The sequence below is a fragment of the Massilia terrae genome (assembly GCF_024753145.1).
In the GTDB taxonomy this organism is placed as follows: domain Bacteria; phylum Pseudomonadota; class Gammaproteobacteria; order Burkholderiales; family Burkholderiaceae_D; genus Telluria; species Telluria terrae.
Genome location: NZ_JANUGU010000001.1, coordinates 795,907 through 813,759 on the forward strand (window position 1 = coordinate 795,907; position 17,853 = coordinate 813,759).

Consider the following 17,853-nt stretch of genomic DNA (forward strand, 5'->3'; position numbering starts at 1 on the left):
GGCATCGTCAAGGGCGCCATGCAGCGCGACCGAACTTATGGCGCGGCGTACCTGGGCGCGCCCGGCGGCGTTGGCACGTCGGGCGTTTCCTTGTACGACCTCGGCCTGCTGCGCGCGATCGCGGCCGATCCGGCCACCGCAGCCGCACCGGAACCGCCCGGTGCGCGCCTCTACCCGTCGATGGACCGCGCCGTCCTGCGCGGGCCCGGATTCGCGGCCGTGCTCAGCCTGACCTCGCCGCGCACCTCGTCCTTTGAGTTCGGCAATGGCGAGAACCTGCGCGGCTGGTGGACCGGCATGGGTTCGCTGGCCGTGTACGACGCCGACCAGGCCCAGTTCGACGGCCCCTACTGGCCGACCATCGACAGTGGCCGCCTGCCGGGCACCACCACCGACCATAGCGGCAGCGGCCGGCCGGTCGAGTGGAAGCAGTATCCGAATCTACACAGCTGGGTGGGCGGCGCCAGTCTCGATGGTTTCGCGGCGCTGGGCATGGACTTCAGCATGCGTGGCGTGACCGGCTCCGGGCTGCAAGGGAAGAAGTCGTGGTTCCTGCTGGGCGAGCGCATCGTTGCCCTGGGCGCCGGCATCGGCGGCGGCGAGGGCGCGGCCGAGACCATCGTCGAGAACCGCCGCCTGCGCGATGCCGCCGGCGCGCGCCTGCTGGTCGATGGCCGGCCGCTGGCGAACGGCAAGCGCGAGGGCGCACGCTGGGCCTGGCTCGAAGACCGGCAGGCGGGCAGCCACCTGGGTTACCTGTTCCCGGCCGGCGCCGAACTGGTCAGTGAGCGCGCCGAACGCAGCGGCAGCTGGCGCGATCTGAACGAGCAGGGCGGTAGCGAGGTCCTGCACGCCACTTACCAGAGCCTGGCGATACCGCATGGCGCTTCGAGCTACGCCTATGTGCTGCTGCCCAATGCCAGCGAGGCGGCCACGCGGGCCGCCGCCGCCGACCCGGGCTTGCGCATCGAGGCGAACGACACGCAGGCGGCCGCCGTCAGCCAATCGGGCGCCAGCCTGTACGCGGCCAATCTGTGGCAAGCCGGCAGTGCGCCGCGCGCCGGCGAGGCTTATCTGCGGGCTAGCGGCCCGGCCGCGGTGCTGGTGCGCGGCGGCGAAGCGGGCTGGCGCATCGCCGTGGCCGATCCGACCCAGGGCCAGGACACGCTGGACATCACGCTGGAACAGCCGGTCGGCGCACTGCAGCAGGCCGATCCCGGCGTGACGGTGCTGGCGACCGCGCCGCGCCTGCGCTTGCGGATCGCCACCAAGGGCGCGGCCGGCGCCACCTTCGGCGCCAGTTTCGGCCCGCGCTGAAGGCAGCGTTTTTTTCCTGCCCTGTGGAAACTCATGCTATTCTGGCATCTTTCTTTTCACGTCAATACAAAATGCGGACGAAACGGAGTAGCTTGCTGATTGGCGTGGTGCTGGCAGCGCTGGCGGGGTGTAGCGGGGACGCTTCACAGGCCCCGCCTCCGCAATTGGCGGCGCAAGTCACGTCTCGCAGCGCAAGCGATTACTACCCGGCGCTGCAGGCGATCTACGTTGCCGATTTCGGCCGCCCTGCGGATCCTGCCGGTATGGCGTGGCATGCCAATAACCTCCTTGCGGCCGGCGCGCCGACGACGGTGGCGGGACTGCTCCAGGCCTACCAGAGCAGCGTTGCCGTGCGGGCCGTGATCGACGCCTTCGGCAATAGCGCGGAGTACAACGCGCTGTACGCCGGCGACGACGACCGGTTCGTGACGGCCATCTACCAAAGCCTGTTCAATCGCGTGCCGGACGACGCCGGCAAGCAGTGGTGGTTGAACGCCATCCGCAGCGGATCGATGAGCCGTACGCAGGCGGCACTCACCATCCTGTCCAGCGCGCGCGACAGCGACGTCGACCGCATCGCCATCAAGACCAGGGAAGCCGCCGCATTTACCGACGCGCTCGGCGGCGAGCTGCAGCGCATGGCCTACGACGGCCTGGATGCCAATGTCCTGGCGCGCACCATGCTGGCCGGCGCCCAGCCGGGCCGCGACGATGCGGCGCTGGCCAAGTCGGTCAGCGATACGGTGGCCCAGCTCGTGCAGCAGTCAGGCGCCGGCTTCCACTGGGATATCGCGGCGAACGTGCCGCCGGACCAGGCCGCGATCGTGAAGGGCGCCGCCGTGCTGGCGCAGACTTTCATCGACAGCAAGCTCGGCGGCGGTTTGCCGGCCGCGGTGCGCACGGCCACCACGTTCAAGGTGGTCGCGAGCGGACTCGGCAATCAGGAGCTCGGCGGTGGCGGTTCCTGCTGCACGGCGCTGGCCGTGGGCCCCGGCGGCAGCTCGCAGCTGCGTCCCTTCATCGACGTCAAGCACAGCGATTGGGACCGGCCGGCGGATTCGTCGGTGTATGCCCACTGGACGCAGCTGGCGGACCATCAAAAGGTCGTGGTGCATGAATACACCCACGCCTGGCAAAGCAGTCTCGGCTGCCTGAGCATCTCGGTGCAGCCGCTCGGATTCTGGATCAACGAGGGCCTGGCGGAGTTTGTCGCCAACGAGGCGATGTTTGCGCAAGGCAGCATGAGCCGCGCCGACGTCCGCCAGTTCATGTTGCAAAGCGCCGACTATACCGGCGAGCTGGGCATGCCTTTGCGCCAGCTCGGCGGCACCAGCGCGGCCGTGTGGCCGGGCCATATCGGTTACCTGGCGATCGACTACCTGGTCGGCCGTGCGCCTGCCGGCATCGGCGCGGTCCGCATCCTGTGCGAGCAGGTGGCCGCCGGCGCGACCACGGCGGCCGCCTTCCGCACGGCCTTCGGCGTCGACATGGACAGTTTTTATACCGACTTCGAGGCCCTGCGTCCGCAGCTGGTGATCCAGGCGCGGCAGGGCGGTTGAGCTTATTGCGACGGCGTCCAGCGGCCTTGCAGGCGGGCCAGCGCTTCGAGGTAATAGTAGTCGCCCCACAGTGTGGCTTCGTCGACCCCGAGGCTGGCTGCGCGGTGGTAGACACTGTGGCGCAGCAGGCCGCCGCTTTCCGGGCGCGCGCCGGCGCAATGCGTGATCATCGCCTGGACCAGGTCCTGCGCCGCCTCGTAGTAGCGGCTGCGGGTCGCGCCCGCGGGCAGCTGGGCCGCGATCTCCAATAGTCCGCAGGCCGCGATGGCGCAGGCCGAGCTGTCGCGCGGCTCGCCGCTGTCGTGCTGCAGGCTCAGGTCCCACAGCGCGATGCGGTCCGGCGGCAGCTGGTCGAGGAAGTAATCGGCCAGGCGCATCGCGTCGTCCAGCAATCCCATCTCCGGCAGGTAGCGGTGATTGATGGCGAAGCCGTACAAGCCCCATGCCTGGCCGCGGGCCCAGCACGAATCGTCCGACAGGCCCTGGTGGGTGGAAGGGCGCAACGCCACGCCGCTGGCCGGGTCGAAGTGATAGGTGTGGTAGGTGGCGCCGCCCGGGCGCACCAGGTGCTCGCGGGTGCGCTGCAGGTGGCTGCGGGCGGCTTCGGTATAGGCCGGGTTGCCGCTCGCCCTGGCCGCGTAATGCAGCAGCGGCAGGTTCATGATGCCGTCGATGATCACGCGGCCGCGTTGCTCCTGGCTGTCCATGCTGCCCCACGACTGGATCACGCCCGCGTGCGGCAGGAAGCGCGACAGCAGGCGCTTGCCTGCGCCGAGCGTGGCCTGGTGCGCGGCCTGGTCGCCGGTCAGGTAGTGCGCGGCCGCGCAACTGAGGATGTACAGGAAGCCCAGATCGTGGTGCTCCAGGTCGACCCCGTCGCGCAGCCGCTCGATGAAGCTGGCGGTCTGGCGCTCGGCGGCGGCGCGCAGGGCGGCCCGGCCGCCGAGTGACCAGCCCAGCCACAACTGGCTGGTCCAGAATCCCGTCGTCCAGCCCACGTTGGCGCCAGCCGGCGCGCCATCCAGGCGGCGCGGCTGGTAATGCTGGGCCACCGAGGTGTCGCCAGGGAAGGTATCCGGACCGAGCTGGGCGAGCGTGCATTCCAGCTGGTGCAGCGCCAGGTCGAGCGCGCCGGCAAGTGTAGGAATACGGACAGTCATGGGGCGGAGGGCTTAGTGAAGATGGGGTAACGTTATCACATCCGATCGAAAGATTCAAGCCGCGCTCGCTTCCATTTGGCCAAGTGACGAAAAACCACGCGCTTTTCCGGGAAACCTGTGGTATCGTTATCGCATTAATGGTTCAGTAACGGTGCTTTACATGAAAACTTGCGGTTTGACTTCCCTGGCCAGCCTGCTTGCGGGCGTGTTCCTGCTTGCCTCCGCCCAGGCCGCGGCGCCTGCGCCGGCGCCTGCCGCGGTGCTAGCCTTGATGGAGAAGGCCGCCGACTGGCAACTGGCGCATCCCACCACCTATCCCAAGGATGACTGGACCGAAGCCGTGGGCGACGCCGGCTTCATGGCGCTGGCGGATATCTCGGGTAAGCCGGCGTATCTGGACGCCATGCTGGCGATGGGCCGTGCGAACCGCTGGCGCCTTGGCCCCAGCCTGTATCACGCGGACGACCAGGCGGTCGGCCAGACCTATGCCGAGCTGTATCAGCAATTGCGCGACCCGGCCATGATTGCGCCCATGCGCGCCCAGTTCGACGGCATCATCGAGGAGCCGCGCGACGGCACCCTGGATTTCCTGCAGCCGGGCGTACTGATGCGCTGGTCGTGGTGCGACTCGCTGTTCATGGGGCCACCGGCATGGGCGCGGCTGTCGGCCGTCACCGGCGATCCCCGCTACCTGGAATTCGCGATTGCGCACTGGTGGCGCACCTCGGATTATTTGTACGACAAAGAAGAGCATCTGTTCTACCGCGACAGCCGCTACTTCAAGCAGCGCGAGGCCAACGGCAAGAAAGTGTTCTGGGGACGCGGCAATGGCTGGGTGCTGGGCGCGCTGGTGCGCATGCTGCAATACGTGCCGGCCAACCATCCTTCGCGCGAGCGCTTCGTCCAGCAGTACCGCGAGATGGCGCAGCGGCTGCTGGAACTGCAGCAGGCGGATGGCTTCTGGCGTGCCAGCCTGCTCGATCCGGCCAGCTATCCGATGCAGGAAACCAGCGGCACCGGGCTGTACACCTATGCGCTGGCATGGGGCGTGAACCAGGGCTTGCTGCCGCGCGAACGCTACGAGCCCGCCGTCAAGCGCGCCTGGCAGGCGCTCGCCGCCAGCGTGAAGGCGGACGGCAAGCTGATCCACGTGCAGCCGATCGGCGCCGACCCGCGCAGCTTCGATCCCGAATCGACCGACATCTTCGCGGTTGGCTCCCTGCTGATGGCCGGCAGCGAGATGTACCGTATGGGACTGGAGGAGGCGGCCACGCCGCAGGTGGCGACCGTCTTCAGCGCCAGCCCGTTCTACCGGCTGCAGGAATCGGTTGGCACCAGCGCCCGCGACGTCGTCGTGATGGATGCGCTGACTTCGCGCGTGCTGCCCTCGCAAGCCGGCGCCGGCGGCACCCTGTTCCAGACCGATTTGGCGCCGAACGAGACGCGGCGCTTCCTGCTGTTCCCGCGCGCGGTAGTCCCGGCGGTGCCGGTGGGCGCGGCGCGCGCCAGCACGACCATTGCGCGCGCGGCGGCGCCGCTGCAGGTACAACTGTCGCGCTAAACGTCATGGATGAGGCGCGCAGTCCGCAGGGCCGGCGGGCTTGGGTTTCCCGGCGACTGGCTCTATAGTAGAGGGAAACCAGAAGTGGAATAGGGAGAGCTGGGTGCGGGATGAGGAGGCAAGCGTACGGACCGGGCGCATGGGATTGCCGGTCCTGTGCGTCCTGTTGTTGATCGGGGACCTGGGCTGGTCCTTGCGCGAGCGCTCGGTGCAGGAGTTGTTCAAGGTGCACCTGCTGGGCTTCAGCCAGGATGCCACGCTGCTCAACGTCCTGATCGGCGCCATGCCGGCGCTGCTGTCCCTGACGCTCGGCCCCCTGATCGGCGCCTGGAGCGACCGTACCCGTACGCGCTACGGCCGGCGCATTCCTTTCGTCTTCGGCACCGCCGTGGTCACCACCATCGGCATGACCGGCATGATCTTCAGCACCAGCCTGACCGGGCTGGCCGTCAGCTGGACCGTGTTCGAGATGGCCACCATCGTCGGCAATCCGCTGTTCCTCGCGCTGATCAACGATACCGTGCCGCGCCACATACTGGGGCGCTTCTTCGGCCTGTTCCGCATTGTCAGCCTGGCGACCGGCGCCGGCTTCTTCGCGCTGTTTTTCCGTAACGGCCTGGTGGCGGTGTTCCAGCCGCTGCTGGCGGCCATCGCGGCGGTCTACATGGCCTGCATGCTGCTGGTGTGCCTGAAGGTGCGCGAGCCGCCCTACGCGGCGCCGCCGCCACGCTCCGGCTGGCGCCTGGTCCAGGCGGGCGACAAGCAATGGGGCAGGCTGTTCGCCGCGGTGGCGGTGGGCGCGATCGCAGTCCTGCCCATCAATATCAACGGCATCAACGCCTGCGCCCAGTTTGGCGTCGATGCGGGCAGCTTCGGCCGCGCGATCGCGCTGACCTATGCCATCTCGATCCTGCTGGCCTGGCCCGTTGGCTGGCTGGCGGACCGCTTCCATCCCTTGCGCGTGGGCGCCGTCACGCTGACCCTGTACACGGTCTGCATGCTGGCGTCGTGGCAGCTGGTCCACGGCCGCACCGGCTTCCTGGTCGCGTTGATTGTCCACGGCGTGCTGGCCGGCTGCTACCTGACCGGCACGGTCTCGCTGCTGCCGGCGCTTTTGCCGCGCGAACGCTTCTTGCAGCTGGCCGCCGTCTCGGCGTCGGTCACGGCGCTGCTGGTGCTGGTGTCGGCCGTCGGCCTGGGCGCGCTGCTGGACGCGGCGGGACGCGATTACCGCCTGCTGTACCTGGTCGGCGCGGCGACGGCAGGCTGCGGCGTGCTGCTCTGGCGCGGGCTGCTCAAGCGCTACCTCTAAGCCTGGGCCACCAAATTCGCCAAGTTGCCCGCATTTTGAGGCGGCCAGGCAGTGCGAAATTTGATTTCCGCACTTGCCGTTTTTCGCAATTGTGGCGCCATCACGTGCTAAGTATGCTAGGCAGATTATCCTGACATGATGAGGTGTAGATGCGCAGCCCGAATCAATCGCCAGAGCTGAAGGCTCGGATTTTTCGTATGGCCGTTCTCGCGGCCCTGGTGGTGCTGGCAGGCGGCAAAGCGGCATCCGCCGCGCCCGCCGCATCTGCCGGATGCGGCGCCGACGCACTGGGCACGAGCCGCACGCTCACGCTCAAGCGCGCATACGGCGCCTGGGGCAAGGTACAGCATGACCCGCTTCCCTTGAACAAAGGCGAAGTCGTGCTGACCTTCGACGACGGTCCGCGTCCGGAAACGACGCCCCGCGTGCTCCAGGCGCTGGCCGCGCAATGCGTCAAGGCGACCTTCTTCATGGTGGGCGACAACATCGCCCGGTTTCCCGACCTGGCGAGGCGCGTTGCCGGCGAGGGCCACTCGACCGGGATGCACAGCTATCGTCATACCCACCCGGGAACGCTCACGCCGGACCAGCAACTGGCCGACTTGAAGCAGACCCAGGACGTGTATCGGGCGGCCTTCGGCGCGGCGGCGCCCGCATATCGCTTTCCGTTTCTCGAGGAGACGCCAACCCTTATGGCGGCGCTGAAAGCCGAGAAGCTGGCAGTCATGTCGGTCGACCTGGGCATCGGCGACTGGGAAGCGGATGTCACGACCGGAACGCTGGCGGCGCGCCTGCTGGAGAGCCTGCAAGCGACCGGCGGCGGCATCATCCTGATGCACGACGCCTACGGCCCGCCTGCCGACGCCTTGCCGGTGCTGCTGAAGCTGCTCAAGCAGAACGGCTACAAGGTGGTGCACCTGGAATGGCGCGACTGACCGGAACGCGTGTCGCGCCCGGCCGCCGGCCGGGCGCCTATGCTAGCGGTAGTCCCACTCCACCGCGTCGTGTGCGGTGCCCGCAACGACTTCGATGCGGTTGATGCCTTCGCCGAGCCGCAGCGGCCACGCGGCGATATGGCCGGAGACAGGCTGTTCGCCCAGGTCGGCGCCATTCACACGGAGCCGCACGCTGGCCTGGTTGCTGTACACCTTGAGCTGCACCGCGCTGTCGCTGCGCTGCGCCAGGCGGCGCGAGGTGATGTGGACCATGGGCCGCGCCGACCAGTTGGCCTGGTACCAGAAATAGGCATCCTTTTTCACGCTCCGGTCGAAGCTGACCAGGCCCTTGTCGTTGAAGCCGGGATGCTGGCCCTCGTTGCGCCCCGCCGAGGGAAAGTCGAATCCCGCCCAGACGAAGCTGGCCCACAACCAGGGCCGCGCCGCCAGCTGATTCCATGCCGCCTCGTGGTAGAGGGCCTGGTACTGCTCGGGGTGCCAGGGGCCGGCCGGGGCGGGGCGTGCCGGCGGGTCTTCCTCCTGTTGCGTGCCGGCGCCGGCGCCGTATTCGCTGACCGCCTGCGGCGTATTCGGCCGCACCGCGTGGTTCCGGTCCAGGAAAGGGCCGAGGTCTGCAAAGGCGCCGTCATACCAGCCGAAATACACGTTCGATCCGACCGCATCGGTATGCGAGGCCTGCGGCCCCTCCACCGGCGCACAGCAGTTGGCATACACGGTCGGGCGGGACGGATCCTCCGCCCGCGCGGTCTGGTGCAGCAAGGCCAGCATGCGCGCGCTGTCGGCATCGACCCGGTAAATTTCATTGCCCAGGCCCCAGACCATGACAGCGGGGTGGTTGCGGTTCTGCCGGATCAGTTCACGCAGCTGTTGGATGCTGTTGGCCTGGAAGGACGGCGTCGCACCGACCTCGGCGGTCAGCGGCGCTTCGGTCCACACCAGCCAGCCGAGTCGGTCGGCCAGCTCGTAGGCGTGCTGCGGGTGCTGGTAGTGGGCGTAGCGCAGGCCGGTGACGCCCAGATCGGCCAGGATGCGGTAGTCGGCATCGATATCCGCCTCGGTCACCGCGGTGCCTTTGCCTGGCAGCCAGGTCTGGTGTACATTGACCCCGTGGACCGCGTACGGCCGGCCATTAAGCAGGAGGCCGCGCGCCGGGTCCATGCGGATGTCGCGCAGGCCGCTGTGGAACTCCATCCTGTCGCCGGTCCCGTCCGCGCGCAGTTCGGCCTCGCTGGTGTACAGGTACGGGTCAGCCACGCCTTGCCAAAGGTGCGGCCGGGCCAACCGGGTTTGCAGCGAGACGCTGGTGACGCGGTGTGGCGGCAGGGTTACCTGCTGGCGCGCGGTGGCGACGACACGGCCGGCGGCATTGCGCAGGCGCATCGTCACGACGGCAGGCACCGCGCGGCCACGCTCGTTGGCGATGCGGACGGTCCATGCCAGGGGCGCCGAAGCCGGGGTGACGCCGGTCGCGTCCAGGTACACGCCCGGGCCGCCGTAGTCCAGCAGGTCGAAATGCAGGTCCGGCGTGCTGATCAGGCGGACCGGGCGGTAAAGGCCCCCGGCCATCGTATAGTCGCCGCCGAGCGGCGCCACGCCGGGGTCGCGCGCATTATCGACCCGCACCAGGATCTCGTTGCGGCCGGGCTTCAGCCAGCGCGTGACATCGAAGCGGAAGCGCGCGAAGCCGCCCGCGTGGCGTCCCGCGGGATGGCCGTTGACCCAGACTTGCGTGGTCAGGAAGGCGCCGTCGAATTCCAGGAAGTGGCGCTGGTTCTTGTTTGGCCTGGCCAGGTGCAGGGTGCGCTGGTACCAGGCCGGTCCCCGGTAGTAAGCCGGGGTGGTGGCGTCGCCCGCATTGAAGCTGTGGGGCAGGGTGACTGCTTGCCACGCTTGCCCATCTTCCTTGCGGAACAGCCAGCCGCTGTCCATGGGCAGCGTGGCGCGCGCCAGCGCCAACGGCGGCGCGATGGACAGCAGTGCCGCCGCCATCCATCGCGCAAGCCGCATCAAGATCGGCATCGGACTTAGTCGTGCCGGGCGGAGGAGAGCAGCGCCGCGTCGCCCCAGCTGACGGGCAGCTGCGCATTGCCGCCGGCGCCGGTGCGCGCCACCAGTTCGATGATCTTGACGCCGGCCACGTCGGCGTTCAGCGCCTGGGCCGGCTGGCCCCAGCGCATCGGCTTGCTCTTTGCCAGCAGCTTGCCGTCGCCGTAGACCAGGAAGGTGACGGCGCGCGCGCGGTCCTGCGCGGAGTCGTCCACGCCGACCTGCGCGCTGAGGCGGCGATAACCATGGTTGCGCACCTCCAGGCGGGAATTGGCCAGGATGCCGATGCCCGCCGCGTAGCGCGCGCCGGCGATCTGCAGCAACTGGCCGTAAGGCGTGCTGTCGGCGCGCGCGCCGCCCCAGCCGGCATACATGGGCCGCTCGCCCGGACCCTTGGTGCCGCTCCAGGCGAACGAGGAACGGAAAATGGTCGGGTCGGCCTGCGGCTGGGTGACGCCGTCCACCGCCGGATTGACGCTGCCGGGCATCTCCGACAGATACAGGCCATCGGCCAGCGTGCGCTGGCCCTGCACGCGGAAGATGCGGGTCTCGCGCGGCGCGACATGCAGCCGGGTCTCATTGGTGAATGTGGTGTCGGCCTTGCTCCACAGGTCGGTCAGCGTGATCGGCGCGTCCTTGCGCAGCTTCAGGTGCTCGGCAGTCAGGTCGACGTCGATGGCCGTGACGCCGCGGTTGAAGATCGCGACCGCCTTCTGACCCGAGGCCAGTTGCTTGACCAGGATCTGCAGGTCGTCGGCGTCATAGGCCAGCGTTGCCTGGTTGCCGGCCGGGTCCTGGTTGAGCGCGATGATATCGGCATTGCCCAGGATGTCCACCAGCGGCTGCGGCGTGGTGCGCAGGTCGGCGCCGATCAGCAGCGGCGCGTTCAGCATGGCCCACAGCGAGAAATGCGAGCGCGCCTCCACCAGGTGCTCGGCGTCGAAGTCGCCCTTGCCGATGAAGAGCATGTCGGGGTCGTTCCAGCTGCCGGGGTGGGCATACAGCTCGCGCTTGGCCGCGCTGTCGAAATTGCTGAGCATGCGCGACCAGGCCGGCGTGATGTCGTCGCTGGTGCGCGAGACATTGCCGAAGTTCTTGCCCCAGGCGCGCACGTCGCCCGAGCCCCAGATGCACAGCGAGAGCAGGAAGTCGCCATTGGGCCGGTAGCGGCGCAGGGCGGCGTTGATCTGGCCGAATTCGGCCTGCACGACAGGGATGTCGGAGCGGGTGACCGATTCCATGTCCAGCACCGGCGCCAGCGCGCGGTACTGGCCGGAGCGCACCTTGGCCTCGTTGGCGCCAAAGGCGCGCACGCCGCAGCCGTCCACCTTGATGTAGTCGAAGCCCCAGTCGGCGAAGTACAGCTTGATGTCCTGGTCGATACGGCCGTACAAGCCCACTTCGCGTTCCAGCACGCTGCCCTTGGGCAGGTCGGGGCTGTCGGGGGAATAGGCTTGGGAGCAGGTGTTGCGGCCCAGGTCCGAGTAGATGCCGGCCTTGAAGCCCATCGCATGCAGCCGGTCGGTGAAGGGGCGGAAGCTGCTGCCGCCGGCCGTCACGGAAGAGGGGAAGCGCTCGGGCCGGATCAGCAGGCGGCCATCGGGCATGCGCCGGTGCGCCACCCAGCCGTCATCCAGGTTGATGTAGCGGTAGCCCTTGGCGGCCAGGCCGCTGTCGAAGATGCGCTGGGCCGAGCCGAGGATCTTGGCTTCGTCGATATTGGTGGCGAAGGCGTTCCAGCTGTTCCAGCCCATCGGCGGCGTGGCCCCTTGGCCGGCCGTGTAGGCGCTCCAGCCTGCGCTCGGCGCCAGCGGGTCGGAGGCCGCGTGCGCGGCGGCCATGGCCAGGCATAAGGGTAACAGTGCCAGGCGATGGCGCCAGCCCAGGGTTGCTTGCTCTTGCATCAAATACTCCCATTCAAAGTGTGATGAGCGGCGCCGCGTGGGCGCCGTGGTGCCTGCCCGCTTCCGCTTCAGTGAACGTCGAGCTGGAAGCTGCCGGGCGGCAGGCCGTCGGCGCCGAACAGGTTCACGAAGGGGGCGTCGGCCCAGGCATAGCGCACGCGCGTGACGCCGGTTTTGGCGGCGCCGGGCAATACCACCGTGGCGCCGGCCACGCGCGCATCGGCATAGCGGCAAGCCGTGCCCGCGCACACCTCGAAGCCGATGGCGCGGTCGGACGAATAGGTCGCGAGGCCAGCGCCCGCGTCGCGGAAGGCGATCACGATATCCTTGCCGCTGCGCCGGGCAGATACCGCATAGGGGCTGCCGGGCGCCGTCTTTTCGCCATACGCGAGAGTCCGCGCCGCGCGCGCCAGGCGCTCGCCGACGACGGTCTTCTGGGTCGGATGGATGTCGAAGCGGTCGCCCACGTCAAGGGTGACGGCCAGTCCGGCGTGGGCGTCGTGCGCCACCGCCTCGGCCTGCGCGGCGCGCAGCTCGGCCCAGCTGGATTTGCCTGGCGTTGTGGCGGTGTCGCCGAAGTTGGGCAGCTGGGCGACCAGGAACGGCAGTTCGGGCTGTCCAAGTCGCTGGCGCCAGTCGCGCATCAGCAGGGGCAGCAGGGTGCGGTATTCCTGCGCCGCGTCGGCGTTGGCTTCGCCCTGGTACCAGGCCGCCAGCTTGAACTTGTAGCCCAGCAGCGGCGCGATCATGCCGTTGTACAGGGTGGTGATGCTGTTCGGCCAGTCCCATGGCGCCGCTGGCACGGTCAAGCCTTTCAGCGCGCTGCCGCGCTGCACCTTCCAGGCGGCCGGCAGCGGGATCAGCTGGCCGTCGGCGGTGCCGATGCCGCGCAGTTCGGGCGGGCCCGACAGGCCGCCGCCCTGGCCGCCGTTCAGTACGCGCATGGCGATCACGTTGCGGCCGGCGTGGAACAGGCCCGCCGGCACCGCGTATTCGCGCCAGATCCAGGGGATGCTGGCGCCGCCCACGCGCACGCCGTTGACCCAGGTGGTGTCGCTGGTATCGACCGGACCGAGGCGCAGCAGATTGGCCGCCTTGGCCTGGGCTGCGGTCAGGGTGACGGTACTGCGGTACCAGGCCACACCGTCGAAGTCCTTGAAGCCGGGCAGGCCGGTGTTCTTCCACGAGCCGCTGGGCGTCACGGACGGCCAGGCGCTGTCGTCGAAGTCCGGCGTGCTCCAGGCGCGCTGCGCGGCGGTGGCCGGATCGTGCTCCTGCCACCACGATTCGCTGCGCGCGTCTTCGTCCAGATTGGCGGCGGCAGGATTGGCGCCGTAGCGGGCGACGGCATCGATGCCGGCCTGGTAGCCGCCGACGGTGCCGAGCGACTCCGCACCGATCCAGCTTTGAATCGTGGTGCCGCCCCAGCTGGCGTTGATGAAGCCCACCGGAACCTGGTACCTGGCCTGCAGCGAGCGCGCCATGTAGTAGCACACGGCGGAGGCGTCGCCGACCGATTGCGCCGTCAGCGGAGTCCATGCCACCGGGCCCTTGAGCTCATCCTGCGGCGTCATGGCGCTGTTCTTCTGCACGTTCAGGTAGCGCAGCTTGTCGTTGTTGGCGCTGTAAGTGGCGCCCTGGGCATTGGTCGAGGCGCGCTGCGCGAACTCCATATTCGATTGGCCCGCGCACAAGTAGACGTCGCCGACCAGAATGTCGGCGCGGCTCACCGTCTGGCCGTCCGAATTCACGGTCAGCTGGTAAGGCCCGCCGGCGTGCAGCGGCGGCAGTGCGATGCGCCACTTGCCTTGCGCGTCGGTTGTGCCGCTCGCACTTTGGCCGCCCAGCGTCACGGCCACCTGGCGCCCGGCGCCGGCCGTGCCCCAGATGGTGATGGGCTGGTCGCGCTGCAGGACGGCGTGGTCGGAAAACAGTTGCGCCAGCTTGAGATCGGCCGCCTGCGCGGGCAGGCCCAGGCAGGCCAAAGTAAGCGCCAGTAGGGGCGCGGTGGTACGGGGTGTCTCCATCTTGTTCTCATCGTGTGGTTGCGAATGCCCGACGAGCTTGGCTTGTCTGGCGAGGCGATTGTGCTGTCTTGTCCGGGGCCGGGCAATTATGAAAATTTTCAAATCGCTCAACATAATTGAGCAAAGCGGACAGGGCGGATGGCTGCGCGGCGGATCCGCCGATAGAATCGAATTCCTTAAAATTCAGGGAAGGTCATGATGAAGAGATTGCTGCAAGTTGCCCTTGCATCGGCCATCGCGGGCGTGTGCGCGACTGCGCTGCCGGTGTGCGCGCAAGGCGCCGCGCCCGCGGTGCTCCGGAGCCCGCGCGGCCTGGTCGTGAGCACCGCACAGGGCACCGTGCGCATCGAGCCGTGGAGCGAGCGCATCGTGCACGTGCTGGCCGGTCCGGCGTCAGGCTGGGAGGGCAACTACAATCCCGCCGTCATCGCCCAGCCGGGCAAGCCGGCCTGGACCGGCAGCGAAACGCCGGACTACTACCAGCTCGCCACCGCGGCCTTGCAAGTGCGGGTGGCCAAGGGCAGCGGCGCGGTCAGCTTCCACGATGCGCAGGGCAAGCTGCTGCTGGCCGAGGCCGGGCGCGATGTCGGCACGGGCGGCGTCATGCAGGGTTTCGGCTACGACGGGCCGGTGTTCGGCCTGGGACAGCATCAGAACGGCAAGCTCGACTACCGCGGCACCTCGGTGCGACTGCAGCAGGCCAATCGCGACGTGGCGGTGCCGATGCTGGTGACGCCGCAAGGCTTCGGCCTGTTGTGGAACAATGCCGCCGTCACCGAGGTCGAGGCAGGCCTGCCCAATGGCCACTATCCGCTGAGCTTCCGCTCGGAGGGGGGGCAGGGCGTCGACTACCATTTCATCCTCGGGCCGGAACTGGACCAGGTGGTGGCGGGTTACCGTGAGCTGACCGGACGGGCGCCCATGATGGCGCGCTGGACCTGGGGCCTGTGGCAGTCGAAGGAACACTACAAGACCCAGGCCGAGCTGCTGGGCATCGCGGCGCGCTACCGCGCCATGCACGTGCCGCTGGACGCGGTGGTGCAGGACTGGCAGTACTGGACACCGGGCGCCTGGGGCGAGCACCGGATGGACCGGGCGCGCTACCCGGACCCCAGGGGCATGCTGGACCAGCTGCATGCCCAGCATGTGCACGCCATCGTTTCCGTTTGGGCGCGCTTTGACGCCGGCACCCGCAATGCGGCGGAGCTGGAAGCGGCCGGCGTCCTGTATCCCCAGCTGTACAACAACGTCTACCCGGCCGGCAAAGGGCGCTGGTACGACGCCTACGCGCCGCGCGGGCGCCAGCTCTACTGGGACCAGATCAGCCGCACGCTGGGCAAGGCCGGCTGGGATGGCTGGTGGCTGGACGCCAGCGAGGCAGAACTGGGCGGCTGGTGGGGCCAGATGCGCGAGGTCGCCACTGCCGCTGGTCCAGGCAAGGAGGTGTACAACGCCTATCCGCTGCTGCACACGACGGCCGTGTTCGAGGGCTCGGCCAAGGACGCGCCTGCCAAGCGGCCCTTCATCTTGACCCGTTCGGCCTACAGCGGCCAGCAGCGCAACGCGGCCATCACCTGGTCGGGCGACACCATGGGCACTTGGGACGTGCTGCGCGCCCAGCTGCCGGCCGCGCTCAACTTCACACTGAGCGGCATCCCGTACTGGGCGGCCGACATTGGCGGCTTCTTCGGCCGCGATCCGGCCGATCCAGCGTATGCCGAGCTGTACACGCGCTGGTACCAGTTCGGTGCGTTCAACCCGATGTTCCGCGTGCACGGCACCGGCGAGGGCAAGGAGATCTGGCGCTTCGATCCGGCCACGCAGAAGATCCTGCGCGACGTGACGGCGCTGCGCTACCGCCTGCTGCCCTATATCTATTCGGCCTCGTGGGACGTCACCAGCCGCAATGGCACCATGATGCGCGCGCTGGCGATGGACTTCCGCGCCGACGCGCAGGCCGTGGCCACGGCCGACCAGTACATGTTCGGCAAGGTGCTGATGGTGGCGCCCGTCACTTCGCCCAACACGGCGGTACGTACCGTGTATCTGCCCGCGAAAATTGAGTGGTTCGATTTCTGGACCGGCCAGCGCTACGCGGGCGGCCAGGTGATTGCGGCCAAGGCCGATATCGCCGCCATCCCGTTGTTCGCCCGCGCCGGCAGCATCCTGCCATTGGGGCCAGTGCGGCAGTTTGCCGATGAGCCCAGCGACGCGCCGATCGAACTGCGCGTCTATCCCGGCCGGGACGGCAGTTTCGAGCTATATGACGATGCGGGCGACGGCCAGGGCTATGCGCAGGGTGAGTATGCGGTGCGGCGCTTCAGCTGGGACCAGGCGCGCGGCAAGCTGGCCATCGCGCCGTGGCAGGGCAGTTTCCCCGGCATGCGCCGCCAGCAGGCGTTTATCGTGCGCTGCGCCGCCACCCCCGCGCGCGCGGGCGTGCGCGTGCTGGCCGGCGGCGCCCCGGTCGAGGTGACCTTGCCGGGCTGCCGCTAGTCCAGCTTAGGTGGGGGCGGGCAAGCTAGCCTGCCCTCATTCCGTCTTGATTGGGGCGTCGACCGCTGCGTCAAGTTCCAACGCGATGATGGTGTCCATACGGTCGTGCGCGGCGGGCGGCACGGCCAGTTCGATGCCGTGGCTGGTCTGGGCAAAACTCACTGCGCCGCCGGTGAGCGCGGACGCGCGCAGGACCTTGGCCGGAATGGCGGGCAGCACCAGCTTGTGCTGCGGCCAGTTCAGCACGTGCACGTAGATGGTCTTGTCATGATGGGTCGAGACGCCGTACGCGCCCGGCAGGAATGGTCCGCCACGCGTGCCGTAGATGCTCTGGCCGTACTTGCCCAGCCAGCCGCCGATCTCGCGCAGGCGCTGGGCCTGGGCCGGATCGATGCGGCCGTCCGGATCGGGACCGACGTTCAGCAGCAGGTTGCCGTCGCGTCCCACCACGTTGACCAGCAGGCGGATGTAATGCTCCAGTGGCTTGGGCTGCATGCCCGGCTGGTAGCCCCAGGCGCCGGCGATGGTAGTGGCCAGCTCCCAGGGATGCTGGTTGTCGAAGCCGCCCAGCGCGCCGTCGCCCTCGCGCGAATGGAAGTCTTCCGGCATGTCGGCGCGCCCGTTGATCAGCAGGTCCGGCTGCAGCTGGCGCAGCATGGCGTAGGCCTTGTCATGCTCCCAGCTGAAGCCGCCGTGGTAGTGCTGGCCCCACGGACGCTTGACCCAGCTTGCCCCTTTGTCCACCGGGGTCCAGTCGGCGCCGAAGTTCAGCCAGTCGGTCTCGCCGCCGTCGAACCACAGCACGTCGATCTTGCCGTAGTTGGACAGCAGCTCGCGCAGCTGGCGATGGTATTGGGCGCGCATGGCCTCGGCGCTTTCGCGCTGCAGGTCGGGGAAATAGAAACCGGGGAAGCGCCAGTCCAGCGGCGAATAATACAGTCCCACCCCCAGTCCGGCCGCGCGCACGGCTTTCACATACTCGGCCACAAAGTCGCGATGCGCCGCCGTATTCACGCTGGAGAAGGGATTGTCGCCATCGTTGAACATGGCAAAGCCGTCGTGATGGCGCGCGGTCAGCACCGTGTACTTCATGCCGGCCGCCTTGGCCAGTTCGGCCCAGGCGGCCGGATCGAAGGCGGCGGGCTTGAACCGGTCGGCCAGCTTGGCGTATTCGTCGACGGGAATCTGCTCGTTCCATTGCACCCATTCGCCACGCCCCGGGATGGCATACACGCCCCAGTGGATGAACATGCCGAAGCGCGCCTGGCGCCACCAGTCGATGCGGGCGGGGGCGCTGGCCTGGCCGGCCGCGGGCGCGGTGGAAGGCGGGTCCGCCGCGAGCGCGCCATGCGACGCCAGCGCCGCACCAAGCGACAACAGTGCGGCGCCGAACAGCCGGGTCGTCCGATTCATCCTGCACTTCATCTCTTGTTCCTCATTGGACTTGATCGGCGCATTGTGCGAACCGAACAGGGCGCGCGCAATTGCAAAACTCGCCAAAGCGGCTAATGAAAT

At 68.5% G+C, this 17,853-nt stretch carries 11 protein-coding genes; 6 read left to right on the forward strand and 5 right to left on the reverse strand.

From position 1 onward, the window contains the following. The first annotated feature begins 18 nt into the window (after nt 1–18). Entirely contained in the window at nt 19–1,317 is a 1,299-nt protein-coding gene (locus NX778_RS03605; RefSeq protein WP_258811035.1) for a polysaccharide lyase family 8 super-sandwich domain-containing protein, read from the forward strand. A gap of 92 nt (nt 1,318–1,409) precedes the next feature. After that, entirely contained in the window at nt 1,410–2,876 is a 1,467-nt protein-coding gene (locus NX778_RS03610; RefSeq protein WP_258810303.1) for a DUF4214 domain-containing protein, read from the forward strand. 2 nt (nt 2,877–2,878) lie between these two features. Here NX778_RS03610 and NX778_RS03615 read toward each other — a convergent pair whose 3' ends face one another. Beyond that, complete coding sequence (locus tag NX778_RS03615; protein WP_258810304.1) at nt 2,879–4,036, reverse strand: glycoside hydrolase family 88 protein; 1,158 nt, start codon at nt 4,034–4,036, stop codon at nt 2,879–2,881. Between the two features lie 160 nt (nt 4,037–4,196). Here NX778_RS03615 and NX778_RS03620 point away from each other — a divergent pair, with 160 nt between their 5' ends. The 3 genes from NX778_RS03620 (at nt 4,197) to NX778_RS03630 (ending at nt 7,844) form a co-directional block, all read left to right on the forward strand. Then, a complete protein-coding gene (locus NX778_RS03620; RefSeq protein WP_258810305.1) occupies nt 4,197–5,597 on the forward strand; it encodes a glycoside hydrolase family 88/105 protein in 1,401 nt (466 codons plus the stop codon). Nucleotides 5,598–5,736: 139 nt separating this feature from the next. Continuing rightward, entirely contained in the window at nt 5,737–6,909 is a 1,173-nt protein-coding gene (locus NX778_RS03625) for an MFS transporter (RefSeq protein ID WP_258810306.1), read from the forward strand. 197 nt (nt 6,910–7,106) lie between these two features. Then, entirely contained in the window at nt 7,107–7,844 is a 738-nt protein-coding gene (locus NX778_RS03630; RefSeq protein WP_258810307.1) for a polysaccharide deacetylase family protein, read from the forward strand. Nucleotides 7,845–7,886: 42 nt separating this feature from the next. On the opposite strand, the gene NX778_RS03635 is transcribed toward NX778_RS03630, so the two are convergent. The 3 genes from NX778_RS03635 to NX778_RS03645 all read right to left on the reverse strand — a co-directional run bounded on the left by NX778_RS03635 (nt 7,887) and on the right by NX778_RS03645 (nt 13,842). Further along, nucleotides 7,887–9,872 (reverse strand): glycoside hydrolase family 2 protein, encoded by a 1,986-nt coding sequence (locus NX778_RS03635; RefSeq protein WP_258810308.1) that lies wholly within the window; start codon nt 9,870–9,872, stop codon nt 7,887–7,889. A 17-nt stretch (nt 9,873–9,889) separates the two neighbouring features. Beyond that, nucleotides 9,890–11,815, reverse strand: coding sequence for an NPCBM/NEW2 domain-containing protein (locus tag NX778_RS03640; protein WP_258810309.1), 1,926 nt, complete (start codon nt 11,813–11,815; stop codon nt 9,890–9,892). 68 nt (nt 11,816–11,883) lie between these two features. After that, entirely contained in the window at nt 11,884–13,842 is a 1,959-nt protein-coding gene (locus tag NX778_RS03645; RefSeq protein WP_258810310.1) for a sialate O-acetylesterase, read from the reverse strand. A 195-nt stretch (nt 13,843–14,037) separates the two neighbouring features. Between NX778_RS03645 and NX778_RS03650 the strand changes: the two genes are divergently transcribed. Then, on the forward strand, nt 14,038–16,338 hold the full coding sequence (locus NX778_RS03650) for a glycoside hydrolase family 31 protein (protein ID WP_258810311.1): 2,301 nt from the start codon (nt 14,038–14,040) through the stop codon (nt 16,336–16,338). A 36-nt stretch (nt 16,339–16,374) separates the two neighbouring features. On the opposite strand, the gene NX778_RS03655 is transcribed toward NX778_RS03650, so the two are convergent. Continuing rightward, the gene (locus NX778_RS03655; protein ID WP_258810312.1) at nt 16,375–17,751 is read right to left on the reverse strand and encodes an alpha-L-fucosidase; all 1,377 of its coding nucleotides are present in this window, start codon (nt 17,749–17,751) and stop codon (nt 16,375–16,377) included. Between the last annotated feature and the right edge of the window lie 102 nt (nt 17,752–17,853).

Coding starts and splice junctions, on each gene's coding strand:
- NX778_RS03625 (WP_258810306.1), top strand. CDS start 5,737: ATGGGATTGCCGGTCCTGTGCGTCCTGTTGTTGATCGGGGACCTGGGC.
- NX778_RS03650 (WP_258810311.1), top strand. CDS start 14,038: ATGATGAAGAGATTGCTGCAAGTTGCCCTTGCATCGGCCATCGCGGGC.
- NX778_RS03605 (WP_258811035.1), top strand. CDS start 19: ATGCAGCGCGACCGAACTTATGGCGCGGCGTACCTGGGCGCGCCCGGC.
- NX778_RS03635 (WP_258810308.1), bottom strand. CDS start 9,872: ATGCGGCTTGCGCGATGGATGGCGGCGGCACTGCTGTCCATCGCGCCG.
- NX778_RS03630 (WP_258810307.1), top strand. CDS start 7,107: ATGGCCGTTCTCGCGGCCCTGGTGGTGCTGGCAGGCGGCAAAGCGGCA.
- NX778_RS03640 (WP_258810309.1), bottom strand. CDS start 11,815: ATGCAAGAGCAAGCAACCCTGGGCTGGCGCCATCGCCTGGCACTGTTA.
- NX778_RS03645 (WP_258810310.1), bottom strand. CDS start 13,842: ATGGAGACACCCCGTACCACCGCGCCCCTACTGGCGCTTACTTTGGCC.
- NX778_RS03615 (WP_258810304.1), bottom strand. CDS start 4,036: ATGACTGTCCGTATTCCTACACTTGCCGGCGCGCTCGACCTGGCGCTG.
- NX778_RS03655 (WP_258810312.1), bottom strand. CDS start 17,751: ATGAATCGGACGACCCGGCTGTTCGGCGCCGCACTGTTGTCGCTTGGT.
- NX778_RS03620 (WP_258810305.1), top strand. CDS start 4,197: ATGAAAACTTGCGGTTTGACTTCCCTGGCCAGCCTGCTTGCGGGCGTG.